The following is a 22,930-nucleotide window of genomic DNA, read 5'->3' as shown; positions in this document are numbered from 1 at the left end:
ACTGCCTCCCATTTCTTTGACATCAGAAAATGGGAGGTTTTCATTCGTGGTACCATAGTTCATACAGTTGTTTAAACGACTAAGGGAGCAAACTATGGAAGAGGCCTACCGTCAAGCACGCAAGCGCGGCGAGCAAGGACGTCGACGCGCCATTAGCCAATGCGAGCATCCATACCTTACGGACCTCGACAGTTTGGTTGCCCAGCTCCCCTTAGGTCAGCGAGAGAATGTCGGCCTGCGGGATATTCCGCTCGAAATGGTTGTCGGCACGGTTACCAAGGGCCGTCAGTCCGCCTTTTCATGCAACTTTATGCCCCTGCTGCCGTTTAGCACCGAGTTCGCCCGCAAGTGGTCCAACCTCTACGACATTCAGGTAACCGAGGGCTATCGCGACCCCATCATCGTCACCGAGTTCATGCATCGGTTCTATGTCCAGGAGGGCAACAAGCGCGTCAGCGTCCTCAAATTCCTGGACGCCCCGACGGTTTCGGCCAAGGTCACCCGCCTCTACCCCGGCAAATGGGATTCCGTCGAAAGTCGCCTGTACGGCGAGTTCTGCGCGTTTTGGCGTGTCTGCCCCCTATACGAGATCGAGTTCTCGCGCGAAGGAAGCTACGAAACGCTCGCCAAGATGCTCGGTCAGAACCTTATCGAAAAATGGCCCCAAAAAAAGGTCGACTACCTGCGCCACACCTTCCTACTCTTTAAGCGCGCCTACCTTCGCGCGGGCGGCGACCACCTGGACATTACGCCCGCCGACGCCATGCTCGTCTACCTCAATGTGTACAACCAGGACCGCCTGCTGGATACGCCGACGGATATCGTCGTAAACCGCCTGTGCAAGATCTGGCGCGAACTGGTCATCGCCGGGAAAAGTGACGAGGACAAGGTCGATCTTGTCGAAGCGCCGAACGTCGATGAGGAGGGGTTGCCCGCCAAGTCCACCTCCGGCATGCTCAACTTCTTTATGGGCAAGACCGTCTATTCGGCGGCCAACCCCCTGCGCATCGCCTTTATCCATGAATTCACCTGTGCGACGTCGAGCTGGGACAGCCTGCACGACCAAGGGCGTCAGTATCTCGATGAGCATTTTGGAGGTATCGTGCGCACCGAGGCGTTTGAGGACTGTCACGATCCGGACGTGTTCTACGCCGCCGTGGAAACGGCTGTCAAACATGGAGCAAACGTCATCTTCTCGACCTCGCACCGCCTGATGGAATACACGCTCAGGGCTGCCGTTGAATATCCCCGGGTTCGGTTCCTTAACTGCTCCATCGGCCTTCCTCACCAAAGCGTCCGTTCGTACTTTGGCAAGATGTACGAAGCAAAGTTTCTCCTGGGCGCCCTTGCCGCCAGCATGGCGGACAACCACCGCATCGGTTACCACGCGTCGGTCTTCGCCTCGGGTGCACTCAGCGAGATCAACGCCTTTGCGATTGGAGCCTCGCTGCTCGACCCCCGTGCGCAAATTATCCTGACCTGGGGCGATGTGCCCGCCGGAGGCCTTGCCGAGGCCATGTGCCGCGAAGGCGTGAGCGTCATGACCGGCGCCGACATGTCAAAGTCGCTCGAAGACCCCACGGCCTACGGACTCCACCGTCTGGTCGATGGCAAGGTCGTCGGCATTGCCATGCCGGTGTGGAACTGGGGCCGATACTACGAGCTTATCGTGCGAAGTCTGCTGCATGGCACCTGGGACGAGACCAGTGACGACAGCCAGGTCCGCGCCGTCAACTACTGGTATGGCATGAGCTCGGGCGTTATCGACATTCGCTACGCTCCGGGCCTGCCCTATCAGACGCGCAAGCTTGTTCAGCTCCTCCGCAATGGCATCGTCGAGGGCTCCATCAATCCATTTGGCGGCGAGCTCCATAGCCAAGACGGCGTGGTGCAGATTGAGGGCTTTCCCCCACTGCCGAGCACGCAAATCGTCGAGATGGACTGGCTGGCAGACAACGTGGTGGGCACCATTCCGCAGCCTGACGATGAGCCGAAGGTCCGCGCCCTATGAAAATCCTTGCCATAGCCGATACCGAAGAGCGATGCCTGTGGGAGTGCTTTCGCAAGGAACGCTTTGAGGGTGTCGACCTAATTTTGTCCGCTGGCGATCTGGACCCGGACTATCTTGAGTTTTTGGTCACGGTCATCAACAGACCGCTCATCTACGTGCGTGGCAATCACGATGACCGCTACGCGCGTCATGCACCGGGCGGCTGCATCTGTGTCGAAGACACCGTGTACGTGTATCGCGGCGTCCGCATTGCGGGGCTTGGCGGCTCCATGCGCTACCGAGATAGCGCTAACATGTACACCGAGCACGAGATGGCCAAGCGCGTGCGCAAGCTGTCCCGCAAAGTGAGGATGGTCGGCGGCTGCGACATCTTGCTCACCCATGCGCCCGCCGCCGGCGTGGGCGATCTGGACGATCTGCCGCATCGGGGATTCGAATGCTTTAACACAGCGCTCGAGACATGGAATCCCGACTACATGGTGCACGGGCATGTGCACCAATGCTATGTTCGCGACTTTCAACGCGAACGCCAGCACGCATGCGGGACAACGATTATCAACGCCTGCGGCTATACGCAGTTTGAGCTGGACGAAGCGCGCTACCCTATCCGTGGCTGGCAGGCAGCCTGGCTCAATTCGCAAACCATGCGCCGCGAGCTCAAGCGCCACGAGGCAATCGAGTCCTCAACCGCCAGAACCCCCTGGTAACCACCACAAAGGGGACAAGCACCTTTGTGGTGGTTCCGGACATCTCGACGCTACAGCGCGGCGATGACCTTATCGCCCATCTGGGTCGTGCCGAGGATCTTATCGGCAGGGGTACTGGCATCGGCAATGTCGCGGGTACGCCAGCCTTCGTCAAGCACACGCGCCACGGCATTTTCGATCCAAGCAGCCTGCTCACCCATGTCGAGCGCGTACGTGAGCAGCATTGCCGCCGACAGGATCTGCGCGAGCGGGTTAGCGATACCGAGCCCCGCGATGTCGGGCGCGCTGCCGGCGCTCGGCTCAAACAGCGACACACCATCGCCCAGCGAAGCCGAGGCAAGCATGCCGAGCGATCCGGTAATCTGCGCCGCCTCGTCGGAGAGAATGTCGCCGAACATGTTCTCCGTAACTACGACGTCAAAGTCGGCCGGTCGGTTAATGAGCTGCATGGCGGCGTTGTCGACGAGCAGGTCCTCAAGCTCTACATCTGGATACTCCTCGCCATGCACGCGATGCACGACCTCACGCCACATGCGGCTCGTCTCCAATACATTGCGCTTGTCCACGCTTGTCACCTTGCCGCGGCGCTTGCGAGCTGCCTCGAACGCCTGGCGGGCGATGCGCTCAACTTCGTACTCGCGGTACTCCATTACGTCAACCGCGCGCTGGCCAGCCACACCGTCGGTGCCCGCGCCGCCCTCGTCATAAAAGCGCTCGTGCTTGCCAAAGTAAATGCCACCGGTAAGTTCGCGGACGAGAACCATGTCAACGCCCTTGATGACTTCGGGACGAAGCGTCGATGCGCTGGCAAGTGCGTCGTAGATTTTTACGGGGCGAAGGTTGGTATAGAGGCCGAGTTCTTTGCGGATACGCAGCAAGCCTTGCTCGGGGCGCGGGGCCGCCGGATCGGTCGAATCCCACTTTGGGCCACCGACGGATGCCAACAGCACGGCGTCCGACGCCTTTGCCGCCGCAAGGGTTTCATCGGGCAGCGGATTGCCGCACGCATCGATCGCCGCGCCACCAATCAGGTGATCCTCAAAGGCAAACTCTACGCCAGCGCGCTTGCCCACGGCAGCCAGCACCTTCTTACCCTCGGTAATAACCTCGGGCCCAATTCCGTCACCAGGAAGACAGCAGATCTTATAGGTCTTCTTCACGTTGCAGCTCCAGCTCTCGCTACTCGGCCCGTTTGCAAACGGATTATCCAGCTTGACCGTCATAATCGCTTACGCCTCCTGAGCCTTTGCCGCGACAATCTTGGCACGCGTGCGCGCAACCAAACCGCCGGCCTCGATAATCTCGGCAATAAATGGCGGGAACGGCTCAGCTGTAAAAGTCTCGCCAGTACGCTCGTTGGTGATGACACCCGCATCGGTATCGACCTTCACGGTATCGCCGGCACAAATCGCATCGACAGCTTCGGGGCACTCCATAATGGGCAGGCCCACGTTAATGGCATTGCGATAGAAGATGCGTGCGAAGCTCTTGGCAATAACACACGACACCCCTGCAGCCTTAATGGCAACCGGGGCATGCTCACGCGAAGAACCGCAACCAAAGTTCTCCTCAGCCACAATGATGTCACCGGGCCTCACGGCAGAGGCAAACGCGGGATCAATATCCTCCATAGCATGCGCCGCCAAGTGTGCATGGTCGGACGAGTTCAAATAACGAGCAGGAATAATCACATCAGTATCAACATCACGACCATATCGAAAAACCGAACCTTCAAAGTTCATATCATTCTCCGTTCAAACATGGAATGTGGGGGATTTGATATTTACTTACTTACTCGGACAGTCTTGCTCGCATGGAGAGCACATTAAGTGCTCTCCGGCTCGTGCGGAACTCGATGCAAGCAAATATCAAATCCCTCGTTCGCGCTTCGGCTACAAAAAAGCTAATGGAAAGTTAGCGTTCGCCTTCGGCGAACAAAAAAGTGCCAGGACTGTCCGCAGTAGCGAGCAAAGGTCGAAGGACCCCGTAGCCCCTACAGGTCAGACGGCAAGCATATGTGCCCCGCCACGGCAGAAGCAGCCGCCACGGCCGGCGAGGCCAGATAGACCTCGGACGTGGGGTCGCCCATACGGCCGACAAAGTTGCGGTTGGTCGTAGAAACGCAACGCTCCCCCGCCGCCAAGATGCCCATGTAGCCGCCCAGGCACGGACCGCACGTGGGCGTGGAGAACACACAGTTGGCATCTAGGAAAATGTCGGTCAATCCCTCCTTCATGCACTGGCGGAAGACCGCCTGGGTCGCCGGAATCACGATGCAACGCACCCCGTCGGCAACCTTATGGCCGCGCATGACTTCGGCCGCAGCACGCATATCCTCGATACGTCCGTTGGTGCACGAGCCGATTACCGCCTGGTCGATCATGATGTGACGGCTCTCGCTCACCGGATGGGTGTTGCTGGGCAGATGCGGCCACGATACGCACGGCTTAATGTCGGCCGCGTCAATGGCAATAACCTGGGCATACTCGGCGTCTGGATCGGCGTGATACTCAACGTAATCACGTTCGCAGCGCCCCTTGAGCCAGGCGCGGGCAACATCATCGACCTCGATAATGCCCGCCTTGCCGCCCGCTTCGATCGCCATGTTCGAAATTGTCATGCGACCTTCCATCGACAGGCCCTCGATGGTGCTGCCGGCAAACTCCATGGCCTGGTACAGGGCACCGTCCACGCCGATCATGCCGATAATGTGCAGGATGATGTCCTTGGCGGTGGCACCGTCCTCAAGCTCGCCGTTAATCTCAAAGCGAATCGTCGGCGGCACCTTAAACCATGCGCGCCCCGTGGCAATGCCCACGCCGGCGTCTGTTGAGCCCACGCCGGTCGAAAACGCACCCAAGGCGCCATACGTGCAGGTATGCGAGTCGGCACCGATAATCAGATCACCCGGGACCACCACGCCGCGCTCGGGCAGCAGGGCATGCTCAATGCCCGCGCAACCTTGCTCGTAATAGTGCGTCACATGCTGCTCGTGCGCAAAATCTCGCATCTTCTTGGTCTGCTCGGCGCTCTTGATGTCCTTGTTGGGCGCATAGTGATCGGGCACCAGGCAAATGCGATCGCGATCAAATACCTCGGTGGCACCCAGCTCACGAAAGACATCGATCGCGATAGGTGCGGTAATGTCGTTGGCGAGCACGATGTCCAGGTCGCATTCGACCAGCTGGCCCGGCTTTACCTCATCGAGCCCGACGTGTGCCGCCAAAATTTTCTCTGCTACGGTCATGGGACGTGCCATGTGATTCCCCTCTCGTACGGGCGCATGCCCGGCTGGTGCCTGTTACTTGCCCGCCTTGGAACGGTTGGTCTGAATCATGCGGTTAATAGCGTTGATGTAAGCCTTGGCCGAGCTCACGATAATGTCGGTATCCGCGCCGCGGCCGGTGTAGATCTTGCCGTCCTCGGCGGTGATGCGCACCGTCACCTCGCCGATGGCGTCGATACCACGCGTAATGGCCTTAACGTTGAACTCCGTCAGCTCGCCATGGGCAGAGATGGCCTTGTCAACCGCCTTGTAGGCCGCATCAACCGGACCAGTACCCGTCGAGCAAACTACCCGTGTCGCGCCATTCTCGTCTGTAATGGTTGCCGTGGCCGTAGGAATAAGCGGGTCGCCGCAGGAAACCTGGAGCGCGTCGAGGGTGTAGATCGCCTTGACCTCGCGCTGGCGCTCCTGAATCATCGATTCCAGATCCTCGTCAAAGACCTCTTTCTTTTGATCTGCAATCTCCAAAAAGCGCTGATAGATCGACTCGAATTCCTCATCGCCAAACGTATAACCCAGCTCAGCGAGACGATGGCGCAGTGCCGCATGGCCCGAACGTGCCGAAAGGATAATCTCGGATCCCGCTGCACCCACGTCCTTGGGATCGATAATCTCGTAGGTGTCACGCGCCTTGAGCACGCCATCCTGGTGAATGCCCGAGCTGTGGGCAAACGCATTAGCGCCCACAATGGACTTGTTGGGCTGCACGTTGATACCAGTAATTGAACTGACGAGCTTAGATGCGCGCGTGAGCTCGGTCGTTACGATATCGGTATGTGCATCCAGATCCTGCTCGTGCATCCTCATGGCCATGACGACCTCCTCGAGCGCCGTGTTGCCCGCGCGCTCGCCCAAGCCGTTGATGGTGCACTCGATCTGCGTCGCGCCATTGCGGACGGCCTCGAGTGCAAGGGCTGTGGCCATGCCCAGATCGTTATGCGTGTGGACCGAAATCGTAACGTCCTCGATGCCGGCCACGCGCTCGCGCAGATCGCGAATACGGGCGCCAAACTCCCAGGGCATGTTATAGCCCGTGGTGTCCGGAATATTCACGACCGTAGCGCCGGCCTTGATCGCTGCCTCGAGAATGCGGACCAGGAACTCCTGATCGGAGCGGCCCGCATCCTCGGCATAAAACTCGACATCGTCGACAAACTTACGAGCGTGCTTTACGGCGTGAATAGCGCGCTCGATAGCCTCGTCTTCGGTCATATGGAGCTTGTCGCGCAAATGGCTGGGACTCACACCCAGACCGGTATGGATACGGGGCCTCTGAGCCGTCTTGAGGGCTTCTGCGGCCACTTCGATATCCTTATCGACCGCACGGGTGAGACCGCATACCGTGCACCGGTCACCCGCGATCTTGCCAATCTCCTGTACGGAACGATAATCACCGGGGCTCGAGATAGGAAATCCCGCCTCGATCACGTCGACATTCATACGTACCAGCTGGCGTGCAATAACGAGTTTTTCCTCGGTATTCATGCTGGCGCCGGGAGACTGCTCCCCGTCACGAAGTGTTGTGTCAAAGATTGCGATTTTGCGGCTCATGATTTCCTCCTGACAGGCTAAAGATACAGATGGCTTTCAGGAGAGATGGAGTGCCTCAAGATAGAATAATACCCGTGTCGCTCATCACGCCCAAAAGCGGCGGAAGATAGCGCACCCGGGTACAACTAATCGTTATAGCGAAATTACAACCCTAGCGCGCTATCCAATCTAGTAGCGCTAGGCCTAGGAGCTGCTGATTGTAATTGAACATGTCTGGCTCCTTTCGGCCTCGGGTATTCACTACATTGGGCTAAAGTGTAACACAGTCAAAACGACGCTCAACGGGGATTTTGAACCAAAACCACCACAAAGGCGCCTATCTCCTTCGTGTTGGTTTTGGCCCGAAATAGCAAGGAACCCGGTCCTGCACGAGACAGAACCGGGTTCCTTTAGCAATGCTTGCTTTGCTCAGGCAGTAACTAGAAGTTACTCAGCCAGGAAGTCACGCTGGACAGCGGGATCGACCTTGACGCCAGGGCCCATGGTGGAAGACACAGAGATGGACTTGACGTACTTGCCCTTAGCAGAAGAGGGCTTGACGCGCAGGATCTCGGTGTACAGGGCAGCGTAGTTCTCAACGAGCTGCTGCTCAGAGAAGGACTTCTTGCCCAGGGGCACGTGGCAGATGCCATAACGGTCGGCGCGATACTCAACGCGGCCGGCCTTGAGCTCGGAGACCATCTTGGCGACGTCCATGGTCACGGTGCCGAGCTTGGGGTTCGGCATGAGGCCACGGGGACCAAGGATCTTACCGATGCGGCCAACCTTGGCCATCATGTTCGGCGTAGCGATAGCGGCGTCGAAGTTGATCTCGCCCTTCTGGATCTGGGCGACGAGCTCGTCGGAACCGATGATGTCGGCACCGGCAGCCTCGGCCTCACGGGCCTTCTCGCCCTCGGCGAAGACGGCAACACGAACGGTCTTGCCGGTGCCGTGGGGCAGGGAGATGGAACCACGGATGTTCTGGTCAGCCTTACGAGTATCGATGCCCAGACGGAAGTGGGCCTCAACGGTCTCGTCGAACTTGGCGGTGTCGAGCTCCTTGATGAGCTTGGCAGCCTGAAGGGGGGTGTAGAGCGTGGCGCGGTCGACCTTCTCGGCAGCGGCGTTATAGCTCTTACCATGCTTAGCCATGTGCATTACCTCCTGTGGTTAAACGGGCGTGAGCCCTCCCACATCGTATCGTGTGCCCTATTGCACACATTTAACGGGCGCCCCGGTCGGAGCACCCGTCGTTACCTAGAAAAACGCTACTCAGCGATGGTGACGCCCATGGAACGGGCGGTACCGGCGATGATCTTCTTGGCGGCATCAATGTCGTTGGCATTGAGATCCGGCATCTTGATCTCGGCGATCTTGGTGAGCTGCTCCTGGGAGAGCTGACCAACCTTGTCGGCCTGGGGCTTAGCGGAACCAGACTTGAGGTTCAGCTCCTTCTTGATGAGGTGAGCCGCCGGCGGAGTCTTGGTGATGAAGGAGAAGGACTTATCCTCGTAGACAGAGATCTCAACGGGGATGATGTCACCCTTCTTGTCCTGCGTCTCGGCGTTAAAGGCCTGGCAGAACTGCATGATGTTCACGCCAGCAGCGCCCAGGGCGGGGCCGACGGGAGGAGCGGGGTTAGCGGCACCAGCGGGAATCTGGAGCTTAATGACGTTGGCAACCTTCTTCTCAGCCATGGTCATTCCTTTCGAATCACGAGTGTGAAGTACTTGCTATATCGTAAGCACGCACGTGTTAGAAGCACTCCTGAGATGAGCAGTCACAGAAGAAGCACGCTCGCGCGAACGGACGAAAACTTAAGCGATGACAGCGACCTGGTTAAAGTCAAGCTCGACCGGCGTCTCGCGGCCAAAGATCATCAGCGTGACCTTGAGCTTGCCTGCCTCGGCGTTAACCTCGGAGACCTTGCCATCAAAGTCGGTAAGCGGGCCATCGGTGACGCGGACGGACGTACCGACCTCAATATCAACCGAAGTACGCTTGGGCGAATCGCCCTTACCGGGACGACGAGTCATCTTATTGTACTCGTCGCGGGAAAGCGGAGCGGGCTTGCCGTTGCCGCCCAGGAAACCGGTGACGCCGGGCGTGTTGCGAACACACGTCCATGCATCGTCATCCATCTCCATGCGAACCAAGACATAACCCGGGAAGATCTTAGAATCCTTGGTCTCGCGCTTGCCACCCTCTTTGATCTCGGTGACGCGCTCCATAGGAATCTCAATGTCAAAGATACGATCCTGCATGCCCATGGTCTCGATGCGATGCTCGAGATCGGACTTAACGCGGTTCTCGTATCCAGAGTAAGTGTGGACGACGTACCAACGCTTAGACATGGTTTAGCCCCTCAATCCAGAGAACAGAGCAAGAGCCTCGCCAAAGCCAGCATCGAGCAGAGCGATGACGACGCCGACGACGATCAGAGAAGCGCAAACGACGACCGAGTAGTTCACGAGCTCCTTCTTATCGGGCCACGTGACACGCTTCATCTCGGACTTCACCGAAGCAAAATACTTCTTGGTGCGGGCGAAGAAACCGGGCTTCTCGTTCTTCTTGGACTTCGCAGCCTTCTCGCTCTTCTTGGCAACGGCCTTCTTGGCCTCAACCTTGGAGTTGGCGGCAGCTTTGTTGGCAGGCGCCTGCTGCTGTGCCTTCTTCTTGTTCTTCTTGTTGGCCATTTGGGTTACCTCCGCGCAATGCGCTTATACATGAGTAAACCGTAAGCCCCCAAATGGGAGCTTACGGAATAATGACTGGCACGCCAGGAAGGACTCGAACCCTCAACACTCGGTTTTGGAGACCGATGCTCTACCAATTGAACTACTGGCGTATGTGACTAGAGACTAGCGAGTCTCTTTGTGCAGCGTGTGGTGACGGCACCAGGGGCAATACTTCTTGATCTCCATACGATCAGGCATGTTCGCCTTGTTCTTAGTGGTCGTATAGTTGCGGCGCTTGCACTCAGTGCACGCAAGAGTAACTAGAGTACGCATGTATCCTGAACCTTTCATATCCGCCCCGTACGGGCACGAGTTGGTACTTTATCAGCTCTACGTAAGTGCTGTCAATGAAAACCTCGCATCAATTGGTTCTCGGTAGATCCATTCATATTTGGAACACATCAATGGAGCCAACGAGATCTAATCGATCCCTCACGCTCAACTTAAGAGCGAGCTAAGCGTAACCATCAGGCAAAAAGACCCACGTAGAAAAGAACCCGGCACCCATATAAGTGCCGGGTTCTCTAAGTCAGCTGTATCAGAGAGCTAATTTACTCAATGATCGTGGAGACGATGCCCGAACCGACGGTGTGGCCACCCTCGCGGATAGCGAAGCGCAGGCCCTCCTCCATAGCGATCGGGTGAATGAGGTCGCCTTCGATGGTGATGTGGTCACCAGGCATAGCCATCTCGGTGCCCTCGGGGAGCTTGACCGTACCGGTAACGTCGGTGGTACGGAAGTAGAACTGAGGACGATAACCATCGAAGAACGGGGTGTGACGGCCGCCCTCCTCCTTGGTCAGAACGTAGATCTCACCGGTGAACTTGGTGTGCGGGGTAACCGAACCGGGCTTGCAGAGAACCTGGCCGCGCTCGATGTCCTCGCGCTTGATGCCGCGGAGCAGCAGACCGACGTTGTCGCCAGCCTCGCAGAAGTCCATGGACTTACGGAACATCTCGATACCGGTAACGACGGTGTTCTGGGTATCCTTGATGCCGACGATCTCGACGGGCTCGTTGAGCTTGAGCTCACCGCGCTCGACACGGCCGGTAGCAACGGTACCACGGCCGGAGATGGTCATAACGTCCTCAACGGCCATCAGGAACGGGAGGTCGTTGTCACGAGCAGGCGTCGGGATGTACTCGTCGACGGCAGACATGAGCTCGCGAATGGCGTCCATCCACTTGGCGTCGCCCTCGAGAGCGCCCAGAGCGGAACCACGGATGACGGGGATGTCGTCGCCGGGGAATTCGTACTCGGAAAGGAGCTCACGGGTCTCCATCTCGACGAGGTCGATGAGCTCGTCATCGTCGACCATGTCGCACTTGTTCAGGAAGACGACGATGTAGGGAACGCCGACCTGACGGGCGAGCAGGATGTGCTCGCGGGTCTGAGCCATGGGGCCGTCGGTAGCGGCGATGACCAGGATAGCGCCGTCCATCTGAGCAGCACCGGAGATCATGTTCTTGACGTAGTCAGCATGGCCCGGGCAGTCAACGTGAGCGTAGTGACGGGCAGCAGTCTCGTACTCGACGTGGGAGACGGAGATCGTAATGCCGCGCTCGCGCTCCTCGGGAGCCTTGTCGATGTTCTCGAACGCAGTGAAGTCAGCCTTGCAGCCCTCGGTCTCGGAGAGAACCTTGGTGATGGCAGCGGTCAGCGTGGTCTTGCCGTGGTCGACGTGACCGATGGTGCCGATGTTAACATGCGGCTTAGTGCGCTCAAACTTCTCTTTGGCCATAAAGCCCTCCTCTAAACAGGTCGTCCCCGGACGGGACTATGCCTTTATACCATAGTGGCCTCTCAACATACTATTGAGAAGCCACCGTGTTACCTATGGTAGCGGTGACTGGATTCGAACCAGTGACGCCACGGGTATGAACCGTGTGCTCTAACCAACTGAGCTACACCGCCGGATGGAGCCTGCAACCAGACTTGAACTGGTGACCTCTTCGTTACCAACGAAGTGCTCTACCGACTGAGCTATACAGGCACTTGACGGGTGGGAGCTATAGGATTCGAACCTATGTAGGCAGAGCCAACGGGTTTACAGCCCGTCCCCATTAACCACTCGGGCAAACTCCCAATCGTTCAAGTATCCGCAGGTTCTTTGGTCTTTTGGGCCTCCGCCCCCGCGAACGAAAAAGATAATACGATGCAACCTTGGGGGCTGTCAACGAAAACCTCTAAATACACGGTGCCGGGCGTATCTATATACCTTTGACCTGCGGTTTTGCTGAATTTAGATATGAAGAACGGCGAATTTGGCTGCGCTGGCGACATTTCCCGAGGGAACACTTTGGTGTGGTGGAGTACCTTTGCGGTATCGACTTTCGATAACGATCCTCGTGCGTCCGAATATCCTCGCTCAACCAGGATGACTGGGACCGGTCCGGCCTTTGTCTCGATCTGTAACATCTAGAGAACATTTTCTCCCCTATTTGTTACAGATCGAGATGTTTCCCTGGCGGTTTCCCATTTATCTAAATCTGTAACAACAAGAACGGTTTTCCTTCCCTAGTTGTTACAGATTGAGACACTTCTCAGCTCGCCCCCAGATTGTCTAAATCTGTAACAGCTGGGAGCTGAACGCTCGTCCTCGTGTTACAGATCTAGATTGTCGACCAACTCCAACCGAGCCCTTAAGCCAGTACCTCAGATCCGTTGTAGAGCCTGCTGCCTTCAAACGAGCGCAGCAGGAGCTCGCGACGTTCATCGAGGTCCTTTAGCTCGCAGGGAAACACAAATAGCATCACGTTTTGATGGTACTTGTAATCGGCATAGACATCCGGATCGCCCAAGCGCGTGGGCGTGGAAACGATATCCTCCGACATGTGCTCGCTTGAGCCCACATAAATTCCCAGATAGTCACTGTAGTTCTTATCGTGATCGCCTTTTTGATACTTTGCGATAAGGTAGCAGCCAGGCATATCAAAGCCGTTAAACGCGGCATCGGCAGCCTTTTTCTGCTGGCAGACAAACTTGTGCAGGGGCATCGCCGTGGACGCACTTTCGAAAATCGACTGCCTTGCGGCGTTGATCTTCTTGCGAGCCTCGGCGGCCTCTCTTGAGTCCTGCAACGCTTTCGCGGCGCCGCCCAGCGCGCCAACTGCCGCGCCAAAGCCGTCGGCCGCGACACCGAGCCCCTTGCCAATACCATCGGCAACGACACGTGCACCGTTAGCGGCACCATCCGCAGCATCCTTTACAGCGCCGCCGACAGCTTCGACATCGACGCCGAGCTGCTTTGCGCCATCAATGACGTCCGCGGCCGCAACCAGGACCTTCGCCGCAAGGCTCATCGCATCTTTTACTGTTTTCAGATCTACAGACATCCTAGAATTCCTTTCGATATCTCGCATAACCAAAACAGCTCATGACTCATAAATAGCGTCAGGCGGTTGCCGCAGCCTCCCGCGGCTATGCGAAATGCATGCGGTACCCAAGTCAGCAGTTTAAATCGGGCTGCGTAATGAGTCCCAACGGGTTGCCTATTAATCGGCGAGCGCAACGAGCGTTTCGAGAAACGCCAATGACTCGCACTCCCCCCATTATTCGAAGCCAGATGATGTGTTCTACCGATAGCCCGTCACGGGCGTAGACGGTGCTCACGCCATTGTCGAGCGCCATCACGACAGGTGCCAGGTCATTCGGCTGATGCCTCAGCCGACGCAAGGCCCTATAACACGGTATCGGCCACAGGTTGTTGCTCAACAAATACGCTGCCTCCTGTGGCATACTTTATTCACTAATGCATCGATAGCATCGAGAAAGAGAGTGTCATGGTCCCTTCGGGTAACGGCTGCAGCCAGATCATCATCATTGCTTTGGGCATTTGCCTTGGCCTGACTATGTTTGCGGTCTGTGGCTAAACGATTCAGATCTGCGCTTATTTCCAGCGCAAATCTTTTGCCGCTGCTTGCCGGCATCGTGTATCTCGTTAACAGATACATTGCGAGCTTCGACTTTTTCCTCCCCTACGACTTCGCCCATTATCAGCTCGGAGATCTGTGCGGAGGAATCATTTTTCCCGCCTACGTAAACGTCCTCTGCGAAACGGTGAGTGGGAAAACGCCGATATGCAACTTTGCAAGTAGCTTGGCATTATCGGTGGGATGCTCAATCTGCTGGGAAGTACTTGCGCCCATGGTGCTCGAGTTTAGTACCCCAGATCCGCTTGATGCCTGCATGTACGTTATCGGCGGCATCTTGTACCTCGTCGCTTTTAAGCTAACGGCGGGTAATCGAAAATAGCTGTGCACTGGAATCGAACCATACGTTTCAATCCATGTACGTGTGGTTCGATTCGGACTTTATAGCGACGCCCCAAACCGCAATGCAAGTCTCCCAATAATTGGAAGACGGGATTCACCAGCGACGTCATTTTGATTTGATCGGCAGCAGATCTTCAACGAACCGACCGGTCCATTCATTTGGCTCCAGCCCGCGAATCTCGAAGATGGCCTCGAAATCCTTCTTGCTTAGACGATAGCCAAAACGCGTATTCAACCACATCTCGGATTCTGCCCGCCAGATTTTTCGCGAGCCGGAGTCATCGAGCGGACAATCTGGGAAGACGCGTCAGCCCACTCTCCATCGTCTTCCTCATATCGCTCTCTACCGAGAATGCTTTCGACCTGTGGCTCGAACATGCCGAAGAGACTCGAAATGTCACGTCGCCGCTCGGCCTCGTAATGGGGCTGAAGGTTTTGAAGAGCTCCTCGAGGTTTGCCACGGCGGCGGCGTTGGAGAAGTATGCGTCGCGGAAGACGGCATGTGGCGTGGGCGCTCCTTGGCGATGGCCTCCAGCGCTACGGTATCGACATCCTCGTCAAAACATGCGATAAGCTGGCCGCCATTGTCATCGAAGCACACCTTGCCGCCGGTTTCGCGCTCGACGACCTTCGCGGAGTACTCGATGCGGAACGTGGGCAGGACCTGGAAGAGAAGGTCGAGCGGCGGGGCGTCCTCAGCGGCGTTGTCGGCGAAGAGGTCGAGCGCGGTCTGCTCGTACTGTTCGGGCGTGGCGTACTCGTCCTTGAGACAGGACTCGTCTACACGCAGCACGCGGAAGCCGATGTCGGGCACGGGCTTGGACTCGGCGCCGAGTTCGAGCTGCTCGTTTGTCTTATCGACCTCGGCCCTGATCTTCTCGCCTGCTCGACGGATGCACTCCTCGCCGATTTCACAAATCGTACCGTATCCGTCTCTGTACGCTGTCGAATTGCTGTCGCAAACCTCGGGGAGTTGGACCAAGATAAACTTTCTTAATCCCGAGTCGAGCATGTTTTGATGGATGACGGAACGAGCGGTTGCGCCAGATCCGGAAAAGAAATCGGCAATAAATGAGTTACTATCAGCAACAATATCAAGAATCTTATCTATTAGAGCCGTGGGTTTGGGAAAGTCAAAGTACTTACCGTCTAGGATGCTACTCACTTCCTTGCTTGCTACATCCGTCGACCCCACTTCCTTATATGACCAGAGATTCGCGGGAACAGCGCCGTCCATCTCCGCTAGGAATTTCTTTAATCTTGAATAGGTGTTACCTCCATCCTTTCCCCAGTAGAGTCGGTTTTCGGCCACATGTTTTTCATAGGTGACCTGTTCATATTTCCAAGCGTTTGTCGGATGAACGACAGTGCAACCTGTTATTGGGTTGGCCTTACGTTTGAGCTATTGAATGAATCTGCCGAGGATCTGCTCTACGCCTACCACCCCGAAGGCGATCGCCACCACGCGGGCATCGTCGCCTACAACCCCAACACCCGCGCGACCCACATCATCGAACACGCCGCCACCGACCACGGCGCCCACTACGCCCACCGCCTAGCCACTCACCTAGCCACTGCGGACACTACCCCTCATAACGGCTATATTGAATAACGCCTTTACCCCATAAGAGGAGGAGTCTCCGTGAGCTCATATCACTGTCCCCACTGCAATGCTGACCTAAAGGAGCAGCCCCTGTTCACTGCGGACAACGATAGCTATGTATGCGACGCATGCGGAGAGTTCATCTACGACCCCACAACGGACATCAAGCGCTGCGAATGCTGCGACGCCGTCCTAAATGGTCAAAATGATTACGAGGACTGGCAACCACTCCATACCTGTAGCGAATGCGGCATGCCCAACATGACTGATGAAGAGCCTTATGTCCTCGCAGATACCGACAGCCCGCTATTGGCAGTTCTCGGAGTCGCTACAGAAGCAACAAAGCTTCTTTCAAATGTTGCAGAACTTACTTGCAATATTGCCGAGTCAAAGCTTGAAAAACAACGCGCCGAGGAAAGCCGCCAGAGGAAGCCAGAGAGCCGTAAAGAGAAACCGGGAAACCGTCGTAAGAAGTCAGAAAATGAAGACTGCTTTACGGGATGCCTGCTCCCTCTGCTCGCGTTCGCCGCCTTAATGCTTGCAATAATTTTGTTCGTTAATCGCCCAGATCTAGCACTCAAGGTTTTCAATCTTATGACGGAAATCATTGCAGCCGCACTCGAGCTTTTTGCAGGAGCTTTTGAGAACTTCTTTTCGAACCTCTAAAACCTCCTCCGACCAGCGTTTAACTACCGTTTATGGTCGAAGGAGGTCACAAAGAGACGTTAAGATCGAATCGGCTTCAGGCCTTGCGTCGCCCAGCGGCATGAGTCCTAAGATCGAATGGAAATAGGTAATGAATGCAGCAATCTGAGGGGGTCGCGGAACGTGAGGGCACAGATTGCCATCGCCTGGGTCAAATACAAATATCGAGCATGGAACGTCAAGGTCACCAACGCCTGCCCCTTCAAAGGCGGAACCGCATATCTGCTCGGTCCGACGCTAGCCGACGGGCAGGAGCCTCCTGCCATCGGGGGCATACCCTTTGTCGTAGAAGAGAAAGGACGGGCGCGGATTGTCCCGCAACTGTCGCAAGAGTGGTTCGATATTATGCGGGCGAGCAGACCGTTCGAAGACAAGTCAAATCACGGAAACACCTAGGCATCACCCCCGCACCCGCCCCCTCAACTCGCACAAAAGCCACTCCGTTTGACCCCAAATAATGCACCGCTCGTATTTGTTGCTCAACAAATCGAATGAACGTCCGTATTACAGTAAAGGAGCTGTTTAGTGTGCAATAAGAAAGGCCGACGATGAATCAACTGCCCAGAAGGGGCTTTCTCGCATTGATGGGCGCCGTTTCGCTTTCCATGGCAGGCTGTGGCAACGTCTCGAACGAAGATTACAACGCTAAGAACCACGTGACGTTTAAGGGCGCGTACGCCGTAGAGAATGCGGAAAACTCGACGGTTGAGTTATGGGTGCTCTCGACCGTTGACGCCGACGAAGACGAGAACCTGAATGGCGTTTATTACGAAAACGCGGCAAAGGGCGGCGCGGCCGGGACGTGTGGGCCTGAAATACAGTTTGACGACAAGAACTCCTATACCGACGACTACTACCTGAACAAGGGGCAGTACGATGAGCTGTTCGCAGGGACCGGCTATGGCTGTTGGAGCGGCATGGATACTCTTGTTGCGGGGTCCGGTGATAAATACCACATGGTAATGAGCTTCTCCTCGGTAGCCAAATCTGACATCGAGAAGTGCGAAAAAGCGAAAGTCAGTAACGTCTCGTATGATTTCAAGTTCGATACAAGCGACATTAAAACAGTCGCATCGCGCGAGGAAGTTATCTCCGAAGCAATGAACCTCCAGTAGAGAACGACTCAAGATCAGAAGACCGCCCAGGCAATGCAGCCTCAGGCGGTCTTTCTTTTATCGCTCCCGCCCCCCAACTCGCACCTTTGTCGCAGCCTCGAGTTCGTCTGCCTCAGTAAAATAGATGCAAACACGGTAGACAGGAGCGGCTATGCCAAAGTTCCAGTACGTTAAAACCGGCGACTTCGAAGCCCCAGCTAGATTCAAGACCAAAGGCGGGGAGGCACTTTCGGCTTACTTAGGATCATCATCGCGGACGGTCACAAAATACTTTTTGTTGCTCAACAAATTGAAAACGATTCGCTCCCATTTACCGAAAAGCTCCCTTATAACAGTGTTTTAATGACAAGGGGTGGTAGCCTATGACGTGTCGGAATAAGGGAAAGGATGCGATATGAAATAACGCCTTACCGTACTATTTGCATGCCTGGTCGTCATGATCGGCTTGGCTGCATGTTCCTCGAACAACAAGAGCGAGGAGCCTCAGTATGTTGATGACACCGCCATGGAGACGATCGCCAAGGGCTATGAAGCTCGCCAGGACGCCATAAGCGAGATGGAGCAAAATGGCGAAGACACCGGAACCAGCAAAGCATACAAGAAGTTCATCAACACAGAGCTCGATATCGACAAGGAGCTCAAAGACGCAAAGTTCAAGGACTCCCAAATGCAGGAGGACGTCCTCTCCTACATCAACTCCCTCCAGGGTCAATTGGATGTGGTAGAGAACAACTCCCCCTCGAGCGATTCGTTCTACACGGAATGGTCGGACGCCTATGACAAGCGCTCCTCTGCGCTGAAGGTTCTTGTCGAAAAATACGATCTGACTGTTTCGGATAAGTACAAGGATGATTTTGACGACATCGTTGCCAACGGCACCGCTGCCACTAAGAAAAACGAGCAGGACGAGGGCCTAGCCAATAACTTCAACAATGTCCCGTGGGATTGCGCTGATGACGGCTATGGCAGCTACACGTATTCAGCCGTCGTTGAAAATACTACGCAGTACACCTACTCGAACGTCACCATCACCCTTGGACTGTATGACGCCGATGGCGTAAGGCAGGGCGAGGCTTACACCGACGTCAACAGCTGGGCACCGGGCGAGAAGGTTCGCTTCGAAGCCTACGGCACCGTCAGCGCGCAGACCGTAAAGGTTGAGCCTACTTATTACGAGGCTGAATAGAATTTCAGCCAACTTAATTAAGGTCACCCTGTACCGCCCAAATGCGCACGCCCTCCATTTCTCATTTATAAGAATTTGAGGGCCGTTCGCATTTGGGCGGAACTTTTTTCAAGACCGATATTTTGCTTCCGCTTGTTACAGATTAAGACAACTGGAAAGCTGGCAGGCTCCCAGCCCGACGCTAATCGCCATAAATAGAAACGGACCCTGTCCCACAGGGGAACAGAGCCCGAAACTCTCATGGAGCCAGTGACAGGAATCGAACCCGCAACCCACTGATTACAAATCAGTTGCGCTACCGTTGCGCCACACTGGCACACTTGGCGCTTTCGCGCGAAGCCAATTAAGAATAAAGGAATTGCGGACAAGGCGCAACAGGCCCTTTGACCGACCACATCTCAAAACTATTCGTCAGAACGAATAGTTTTATCTGTTCGCCAGAACCAAAAACTATTCGTTTTGGCGATGCCAAGCCGCAACCCATTGATTTCAAACCAGTTGGTTGATCAATCGAGAAAGCAGCTCCCCATAGAAGGTTTACCTACCTCCCGCGAAGGGCCTTGAGCTTGGCCAATGCCTCGGGGCTCAGGCGACTGCCCAGAGTCATCTTGATCTGCGGAGCTTCCTCTGCCTCGCGGACGTCGTTATCGATCTGTTTGATCTCGTCCACCAGCATGCGGCTCGAGATGCGCGTAACGCCCTTGCCCATGACGACGGCTTGAATTGTGCCGTCGCTCGACACCACGGAGCACGCGCGGCCTTCCTCGCGCGCCTCGATGCAGAGCTTTTGTACCACGGTATCGGCCGATACGCCCGTCGGCGAAAACTCGATGCGCACGCCGCGAGCCGGCAGGTTGGGGCGCTCGCTAGAGATATTGCCAGCACCGTCAAACACGATTACGGCCTCGTAGCGGCCCTGGGCAAAGGCGGCGACGTCGTTGATAAGCGCGGTGCGCGCCATATCGTGAACGTCGCTGGAATACGGATCGTCGGAATGGTCGTACACGAGCTTTTCGTAGCGCGGCGTGCAGTGGATCACGTTGTAGCCGTCGACCACCAGCAGCTCGGGCTTATTGGAGTGAACCGTCGAGACCGGGTCGGCGATAGCCTGCGCAAACGCATTGCCGCCCACGCCATAGGTCGCGGCCGAGACAATCGGCTTGGCCGAGCCTTCGCCAAAGCGCTTGGCCTTAGACTTGGCGCGGTTCTTCTTGGACATGCGCTACTCCTCCCCCATGAGCTCGCCGGCGTTGCGACGTAGCCACTCAAAGCACAGTGCCGTCGTTGCCTGGGCAACGTTGAGGCTCTCGGTCATGCCACGCTGAGGAAGCTTGGTCAAAAAGTCGCATTTCTCGAGCACCAGGCGCGAGATGCCGTCGCCCTCGGAGCCCATGACAAGCGCCACGCGGCCCTCGAAGGGAGCATCCCAGCAACTGCCCTCGGCGTGCTCGGAGGCGCCGCCCACCCAAAAGCCAGCGGCCTTAAGATCGTCGAGCGCACGGGCAATGTTGGGGACCTGCGCGATAGGCAGATGCATGACGGCGCCGGCGGAGGTCTTGTAGCTACCAACGGTCACGCCGGCAGCGCGCTTGTTGGCGATGATGACGCCCGCGGCGCCTACAACCTCGGCGGAGCGCACGATGGCGCCAAAGTTACCGTCGTCGGTCACGTGGTCGAGCACCACGACAAGTGCCGGACCCTCGCCTGCACGGTCGAGGATATCGGCGACATCGGCATAAGGGAAGTTGCCCACCTCGAGTGCAATGCCCTGGTGAGCGCCGTGGCTCGACAGCGCATCGAGCTGCGCGCGCGGCACATACTTAATGCGGACACCCGCGGCGTTGAGGTCATCGACCAGACGAGACAGGGCGGCATCGCGCTCCCCGCCCTCGGCAATGAGCGCGCACTTGATGGGAAAACCGGTGCGCAGCGCCTCGACGGCAGCACGACGGCCTTCGATAAACTCGCCCTTGGAAGCCTGGACAGCGTCGCGGTTGCGATCGCGCTGCGGACGCGCAGCTTGGGTGCGATCGCGCTGGCCCTTGGAAGCGGCAGCGCGGTCATTTCGGCGAATCGGACGCGAGCCAGAAGCGGCCTGCTTGCCGCCACGAGGCGCACGCTTGCGATTGTCGGCCATAGGACGGCCTCCTAAATACAACTATCAAACGAAACAAATAGACCGACCGCCCGAGGTGCGGCAGATTGCCTTGAAAGAAGAGGGCATAGACCTTGAGGTCATGCCCGACGATTGAAAGGCAAGGTGCCGTGGCTCGGGCGGTCGGGTGCTTGGGAAACCCGCGGGGGTTAGAGGGATTTGATACGGGTGCCGGCGGCGGTATCTTCAATCGTCAGGCCCAGGTCCTTGAGTTGATCGCGGATGGCGTCTGCCAAGTCCCAGTTCTTGGCGGCACGGGCCTCGGCGCGAGCCTCGAGAATCTTGGCAGCGGCCTCGTCCACGTCGTCACCAGTGTAGGCGACCAAGCCGGCTGCAACGCCCAAAAGGCCCAGCGGCAGCTCGACCTTGGGCTCGGGAAGCTCAACGCCAAACGTATCGAGCAGCTCGACCAGCGTATCGGCGGCAGCAAGAGCCGCGGCCTTGTCGGCAGCGTCGCCCGCCTGCACCAGATACTGATTGCACTCGGTGACAAAACCAAAGACGGCGCCCATGGCACCGGCGGTGTTAAAGTCGTCGTCCATGCACTCCTTAAAGGTGGCACGGGTCTCGGCAGCCTTGGCGGCAAACGCCTCAGATGCTGCCTCATCGGCATCGGCCGTCGCATGGTTCGCGGCCCAGCGCAGGTTCTCGACCGTACCGGCGATACGCGTGAGCGAATTCTCGGCACCCTCCAGGCGCTCCCAGGAAAAGTCGAGCGGCGAGCGATAGCTCGTCTGCAGCATCAGCAGGCGCAGGGCGGCAGCGGAGTGCTGCTCGAGCACCTCGGCCAGCGTAAAGAAGTTACCAAGCGACTTGGACATCTTCTCGCCGTCGACCAGCAGCATGCCCGTGTGCATCCAGGTGTTGGAGAAGCCCTGGTGCCAGGCGCAGGCAGCCTGGGCGCACTCGTTCTCGTGATGCGGGAAGGCAAGGTCGGAGCCACCGCCGTGAATGTCGATCGGGGTACCCAGGTAGCGGTGCACCATGGCGGCGCACTCGGTGTGCCAACCGGGACGGCCCTCGCCCCAGGGGCTCGGCCAGCTGGGCTCGCCGGGCTTGGCGGCCTTCCACAGCGCAAAGTCGAGCGGGTCGTTCTTGTCCTCGTTCTCCTCGATGCGCGCACCCACCATAAGGTCGTCGATGTTGCGGCCCGAGACCTGACCGTAGTTGGGATCGCTGCGCACGGCAAAGTACACGTCGCCGTTATCGGCGGCGTAAGCGTGGCCCTGCTCGATGAGCGCCTTGATCATGGCAATCATGGGGCCGATCTCCTTGGTGGCGCGGGGGCGCACATCGGGATCGAGCACGTTGGCAGCGCGCATGACGCCAATAAACTTATCCGAGAACTCCGTCGCGACCTCGGCGGCCGTACGGCCCTGCTCGTTGGCGCGCTTGATGATCTTGTCGTCGACATCGGTGAGGTTCTGGGCGAACGTGACCTCGTAGCCGCTCGCGATGAGCCAGCGTCGAATCACATCGAAGCTGATGAACGTGCGGGCGTTGCCGATGTGGATGTTGTCGTAAACCGTGGGTCCGCACACGTACATACGGACCTTGCCGGGCTCGATGGGCTGGAACTCTTCCTTTTTATGGGTAGCGCTGTTGTAGATACGCAT

At 57.1% G+C, this 22,930-nt stretch carries 22 protein-coding genes, 5 tRNA genes and 1 pseudogene; 7 read left to right on the top strand and 21 right to left on the bottom strand.

Annotated elements, in window-relative coordinates:
- Window positions 1-94: 94 nt before the first annotated feature.
- Window positions 95-2,011, top strand: a complete 1,917-nt coding sequence (locus tag ACQRC0_RS01145; RefSeq protein WP_427727062.1) for a BMP family ABC transporter substrate-binding protein — start codon at window positions 95-97, stop codon at window positions 2,009-2,011.
- Complete coding sequence (locus ACQRC0_RS01140; protein WP_427727059.1) at window positions 2,008-2,718, top strand: metallophosphoesterase family protein; 711 nt, start codon at window positions 2,008-2,010, stop codon at window positions 2,716-2,718. Before ACQRC0_RS01145 ends, ACQRC0_RS01140 begins: the two co-directional genes overlap by 4 nt.
- 50 nt (window positions 2,719-2,768) lie before the next feature.
- Here ACQRC0_RS01140 and leuB read toward each other — a convergent pair whose 3' ends face one another.
- The 17 genes and pseudogenes from leuB to ACQRC0_RS01055 form a co-directional block, all read right to left on the bottom strand.
- Complete coding sequence (gene leuB / locus ACQRC0_RS01135; RefSeq protein ID WP_427727056.1) at window positions 2,769-3,941, bottom strand: 3-isopropylmalate dehydrogenase; 1,173 nt, start codon at window positions 3,939-3,941, stop codon at window positions 2,769-2,771.
- Window positions 3,942-3,947: 6 nt separating this feature from the next.
- On the bottom strand, window positions 3,948-4,460 hold the full coding sequence (locus tag ACQRC0_RS01130; RefSeq protein WP_427727054.1) for a 3-isopropylmalate dehydratase small subunit: 513 nt from the start codon (window positions 4,458-4,460) through the stop codon (window positions 3,948-3,950).
- A gap of 251 nt (window positions 4,461-4,711) precedes the next feature.
- Window positions 4,712-5,977, bottom strand: coding sequence for a 3-isopropylmalate dehydratase large subunit (gene leuC / locus ACQRC0_RS01125; protein ID WP_427727051.1), 1,266 nt, complete (start codon window positions 5,975-5,977; stop codon window positions 4,712-4,714).
- A 42-nt stretch (window positions 5,978-6,019) separates the two neighbouring features.
- Window positions 6,020-7,555: a 2-isopropylmalate synthase gene (locus ACQRC0_RS01120; RefSeq protein WP_427727048.1), complete on the bottom strand. Its 1,536-nt coding sequence runs from the start codon at window positions 7,553-7,555 to the stop codon at window positions 6,020-6,022.
- A 426-nt stretch (window positions 7,556-7,981) separates the two neighbouring features.
- Entirely contained in the window at window positions 7,982-8,689 is a 708-nt protein-coding gene (rplA, locus tag ACQRC0_RS01115) for a 50S ribosomal protein L1 (protein WP_154514750.1), read from the bottom strand.
- A 116-nt stretch (window positions 8,690-8,805) separates the two neighbouring features.
- The gene (gene rplK, locus ACQRC0_RS01110) at window positions 8,806-9,234 is read right to left on the bottom strand and encodes a 50S ribosomal protein L11 (RefSeq protein ID WP_022093893.1); all 429 of its coding nucleotides are present in this window, start codon (window positions 9,232-9,234) and stop codon (window positions 8,806-8,808) included.
- 120 nt (window positions 9,235-9,354) lie between these two features.
- On the bottom strand, window positions 9,355-9,891 hold the full coding sequence (gene nusG, locus ACQRC0_RS01105; RefSeq protein WP_427718370.1) for a transcription termination/antitermination protein NusG: 537 nt from the start codon (window positions 9,889-9,891) through the stop codon (window positions 9,355-9,357).
- Between the two features lie 3 nt (window positions 9,892-9,894).
- Window positions 9,895-10,233, bottom strand: coding sequence for a preprotein translocase subunit SecE (gene secE, locus ACQRC0_RS01100; RefSeq protein ID WP_154514754.1), 339 nt, complete (start codon window positions 10,231-10,233; stop codon window positions 9,895-9,897).
- A 76-nt stretch (window positions 10,234-10,309) separates the two neighbouring features.
- Window positions 10,310-10,385: transfer RNA gene (locus ACQRC0_RS01095), tRNA-Trp, on the bottom strand.
- Between the two features lie 13 nt (window positions 10,386-10,398).
- A complete protein-coding gene (gene rpmG / locus ACQRC0_RS01090) occupies window positions 10,399-10,548 on the bottom strand; it encodes a 50S ribosomal protein L33 (RefSeq protein ID WP_102372646.1) in 150 nt (49 codons plus the stop codon).
- A gap of 278 nt (window positions 10,549-10,826) precedes the next feature.
- Entirely contained in the window at window positions 10,827-12,017 is a 1,191-nt protein-coding gene (tuf, locus tag ACQRC0_RS01085; protein WP_154514756.1) for an elongation factor Tu, read from the bottom strand.
- Between the two features lie 96 nt (window positions 12,018-12,113).
- Window positions 12,114-12,190 (bottom strand) — tRNA-Met (locus ACQRC0_RS01080).
- A gap of 3 nt (window positions 12,191-12,193) precedes the next feature.
- Window positions 12,194-12,269: transfer RNA gene (locus tag ACQRC0_RS01075), tRNA-Thr, on the bottom strand.
- Between the two features lie 10 nt (window positions 12,270-12,279).
- Window positions 12,280-12,361, bottom strand: a tRNA-Tyr gene (locus tag ACQRC0_RS01070).
- 557 nt (window positions 12,362-12,918) lie between these two features.
- Window positions 12,919-13,611, bottom strand: coding sequence for a hypothetical protein (locus ACQRC0_RS01065; RefSeq protein ID WP_427727045.1), 693 nt, complete (start codon window positions 13,609-13,611; stop codon window positions 12,919-12,921).
- A 1,336-nt stretch (window positions 13,612-14,947) separates the two neighbouring features.
- Window positions 14,948-15,532 carry a hypothetical protein gene (locus ACQRC0_RS01060; protein WP_427727192.1) on the bottom strand — a complete coding sequence of 195 codons (585 nt, stop codon included), beginning with the start codon at window positions 15,530-15,532 and terminating at the stop codon, window positions 14,948-14,950.
- A gap of 42 nt (window positions 15,533-15,574) precedes the next feature.
- A pseudogene (locus tag ACQRC0_RS01055) lies at window positions 15,575-15,862 on the bottom strand (DNA methyltransferase); the annotation flags it as partial.
- 45 nt (window positions 15,863-15,907) lie between these two features.
- Here ACQRC0_RS01055 and ACQRC0_RS01050 point away from each other — a divergent pair.
- From ACQRC0_RS01050 to ACQRC0_RS01030, 5 genes are all read left to right on the top strand, one after another.
- The gene (locus ACQRC0_RS01050) at window positions 15,908-16,162 is read left to right on the top strand and encodes a hypothetical protein (protein ID WP_427727043.1); all 255 of its coding nucleotides are present in this window, start codon (window positions 15,908-15,910) and stop codon (window positions 16,160-16,162) included.
- A gap of 30 nt (window positions 16,163-16,192) precedes the next feature.
- On the top strand, window positions 16,193-16,819 hold the full coding sequence (locus tag ACQRC0_RS01045; RefSeq protein ID WP_427727041.1) for a hypothetical protein: 627 nt from the start codon (window positions 16,193-16,195) through the stop codon (window positions 16,817-16,819).
- A gap of 162 nt (window positions 16,820-16,981) precedes the next feature.
- Window positions 16,982-17,254 (top strand): hypothetical protein, encoded by a 273-nt coding sequence (locus ACQRC0_RS01040; RefSeq protein WP_427727039.1) that lies wholly within the window; start codon window positions 16,982-16,984, stop codon window positions 17,252-17,254.
- Window positions 17,255-17,406: 152 nt separating this feature from the next.
- On the top strand, window positions 17,407-17,973 hold the full coding sequence (locus ACQRC0_RS01035) for a hypothetical protein (protein ID WP_427727036.1): 567 nt from the start codon (window positions 17,407-17,409) through the stop codon (window positions 17,971-17,973).
- A gap of 445 nt (window positions 17,974-18,418) precedes the next feature.
- Window positions 18,419-19,159, top strand: coding sequence for an FxLYD domain-containing protein (locus ACQRC0_RS01030; protein WP_427727034.1), 741 nt, complete (start codon window positions 18,419-18,421; stop codon window positions 19,157-19,159).
- 241 nt (window positions 19,160-19,400) lie between these two features.
- Here the strand turns inward: ACQRC0_RS01030 and ACQRC0_RS01025 are convergent.
- The 4 genes from ACQRC0_RS01025 to cysS all read right to left on the bottom strand — a co-directional run bounded on the left by ACQRC0_RS01025 (window position 19,401) and on the right by cysS (window position 22,930).
- Window positions 19,401-19,475 (bottom strand) — tRNA-Thr (locus ACQRC0_RS01025).
- Window positions 19,476-19,700: 225 nt separating this feature from the next.
- Window positions 19,701-20,378: an NYN domain-containing protein gene (locus ACQRC0_RS01020; protein WP_154514764.1), complete on the bottom strand. Its 678-nt coding sequence runs from the start codon at window positions 20,376-20,378 to the stop codon at window positions 19,701-19,703.
- Window positions 20,379-20,381: 3 nt separating this feature from the next.
- Entirely contained in the window at window positions 20,382-21,296 is a 915-nt protein-coding gene (gene rlmB / locus ACQRC0_RS01015; RefSeq protein ID WP_427727031.1) for a 23S rRNA (guanosine(2251)-2'-O)-methyltransferase RlmB, read from the bottom strand.
- Between the two features lie 167 nt (window positions 21,297-21,463).
- Entirely contained in the window at window positions 21,464-22,930 is a 1,467-nt protein-coding gene (gene cysS / locus ACQRC0_RS01010; RefSeq protein WP_427727029.1) for a cysteine--tRNA ligase, read from the bottom strand.

Origin of the sequence: Collinsella sp. SGI.033 (assembly GCF_050315135.1) — a bacterium.
GTDB lineage: Bacteria > Actinomycetota > Coriobacteriia > Coriobacteriales > Coriobacteriaceae > Collinsella.
Note: the sequence above shows the minus strand (reverse complement) of the source record. Positions and strands in the feature narration are given on the sequence as shown.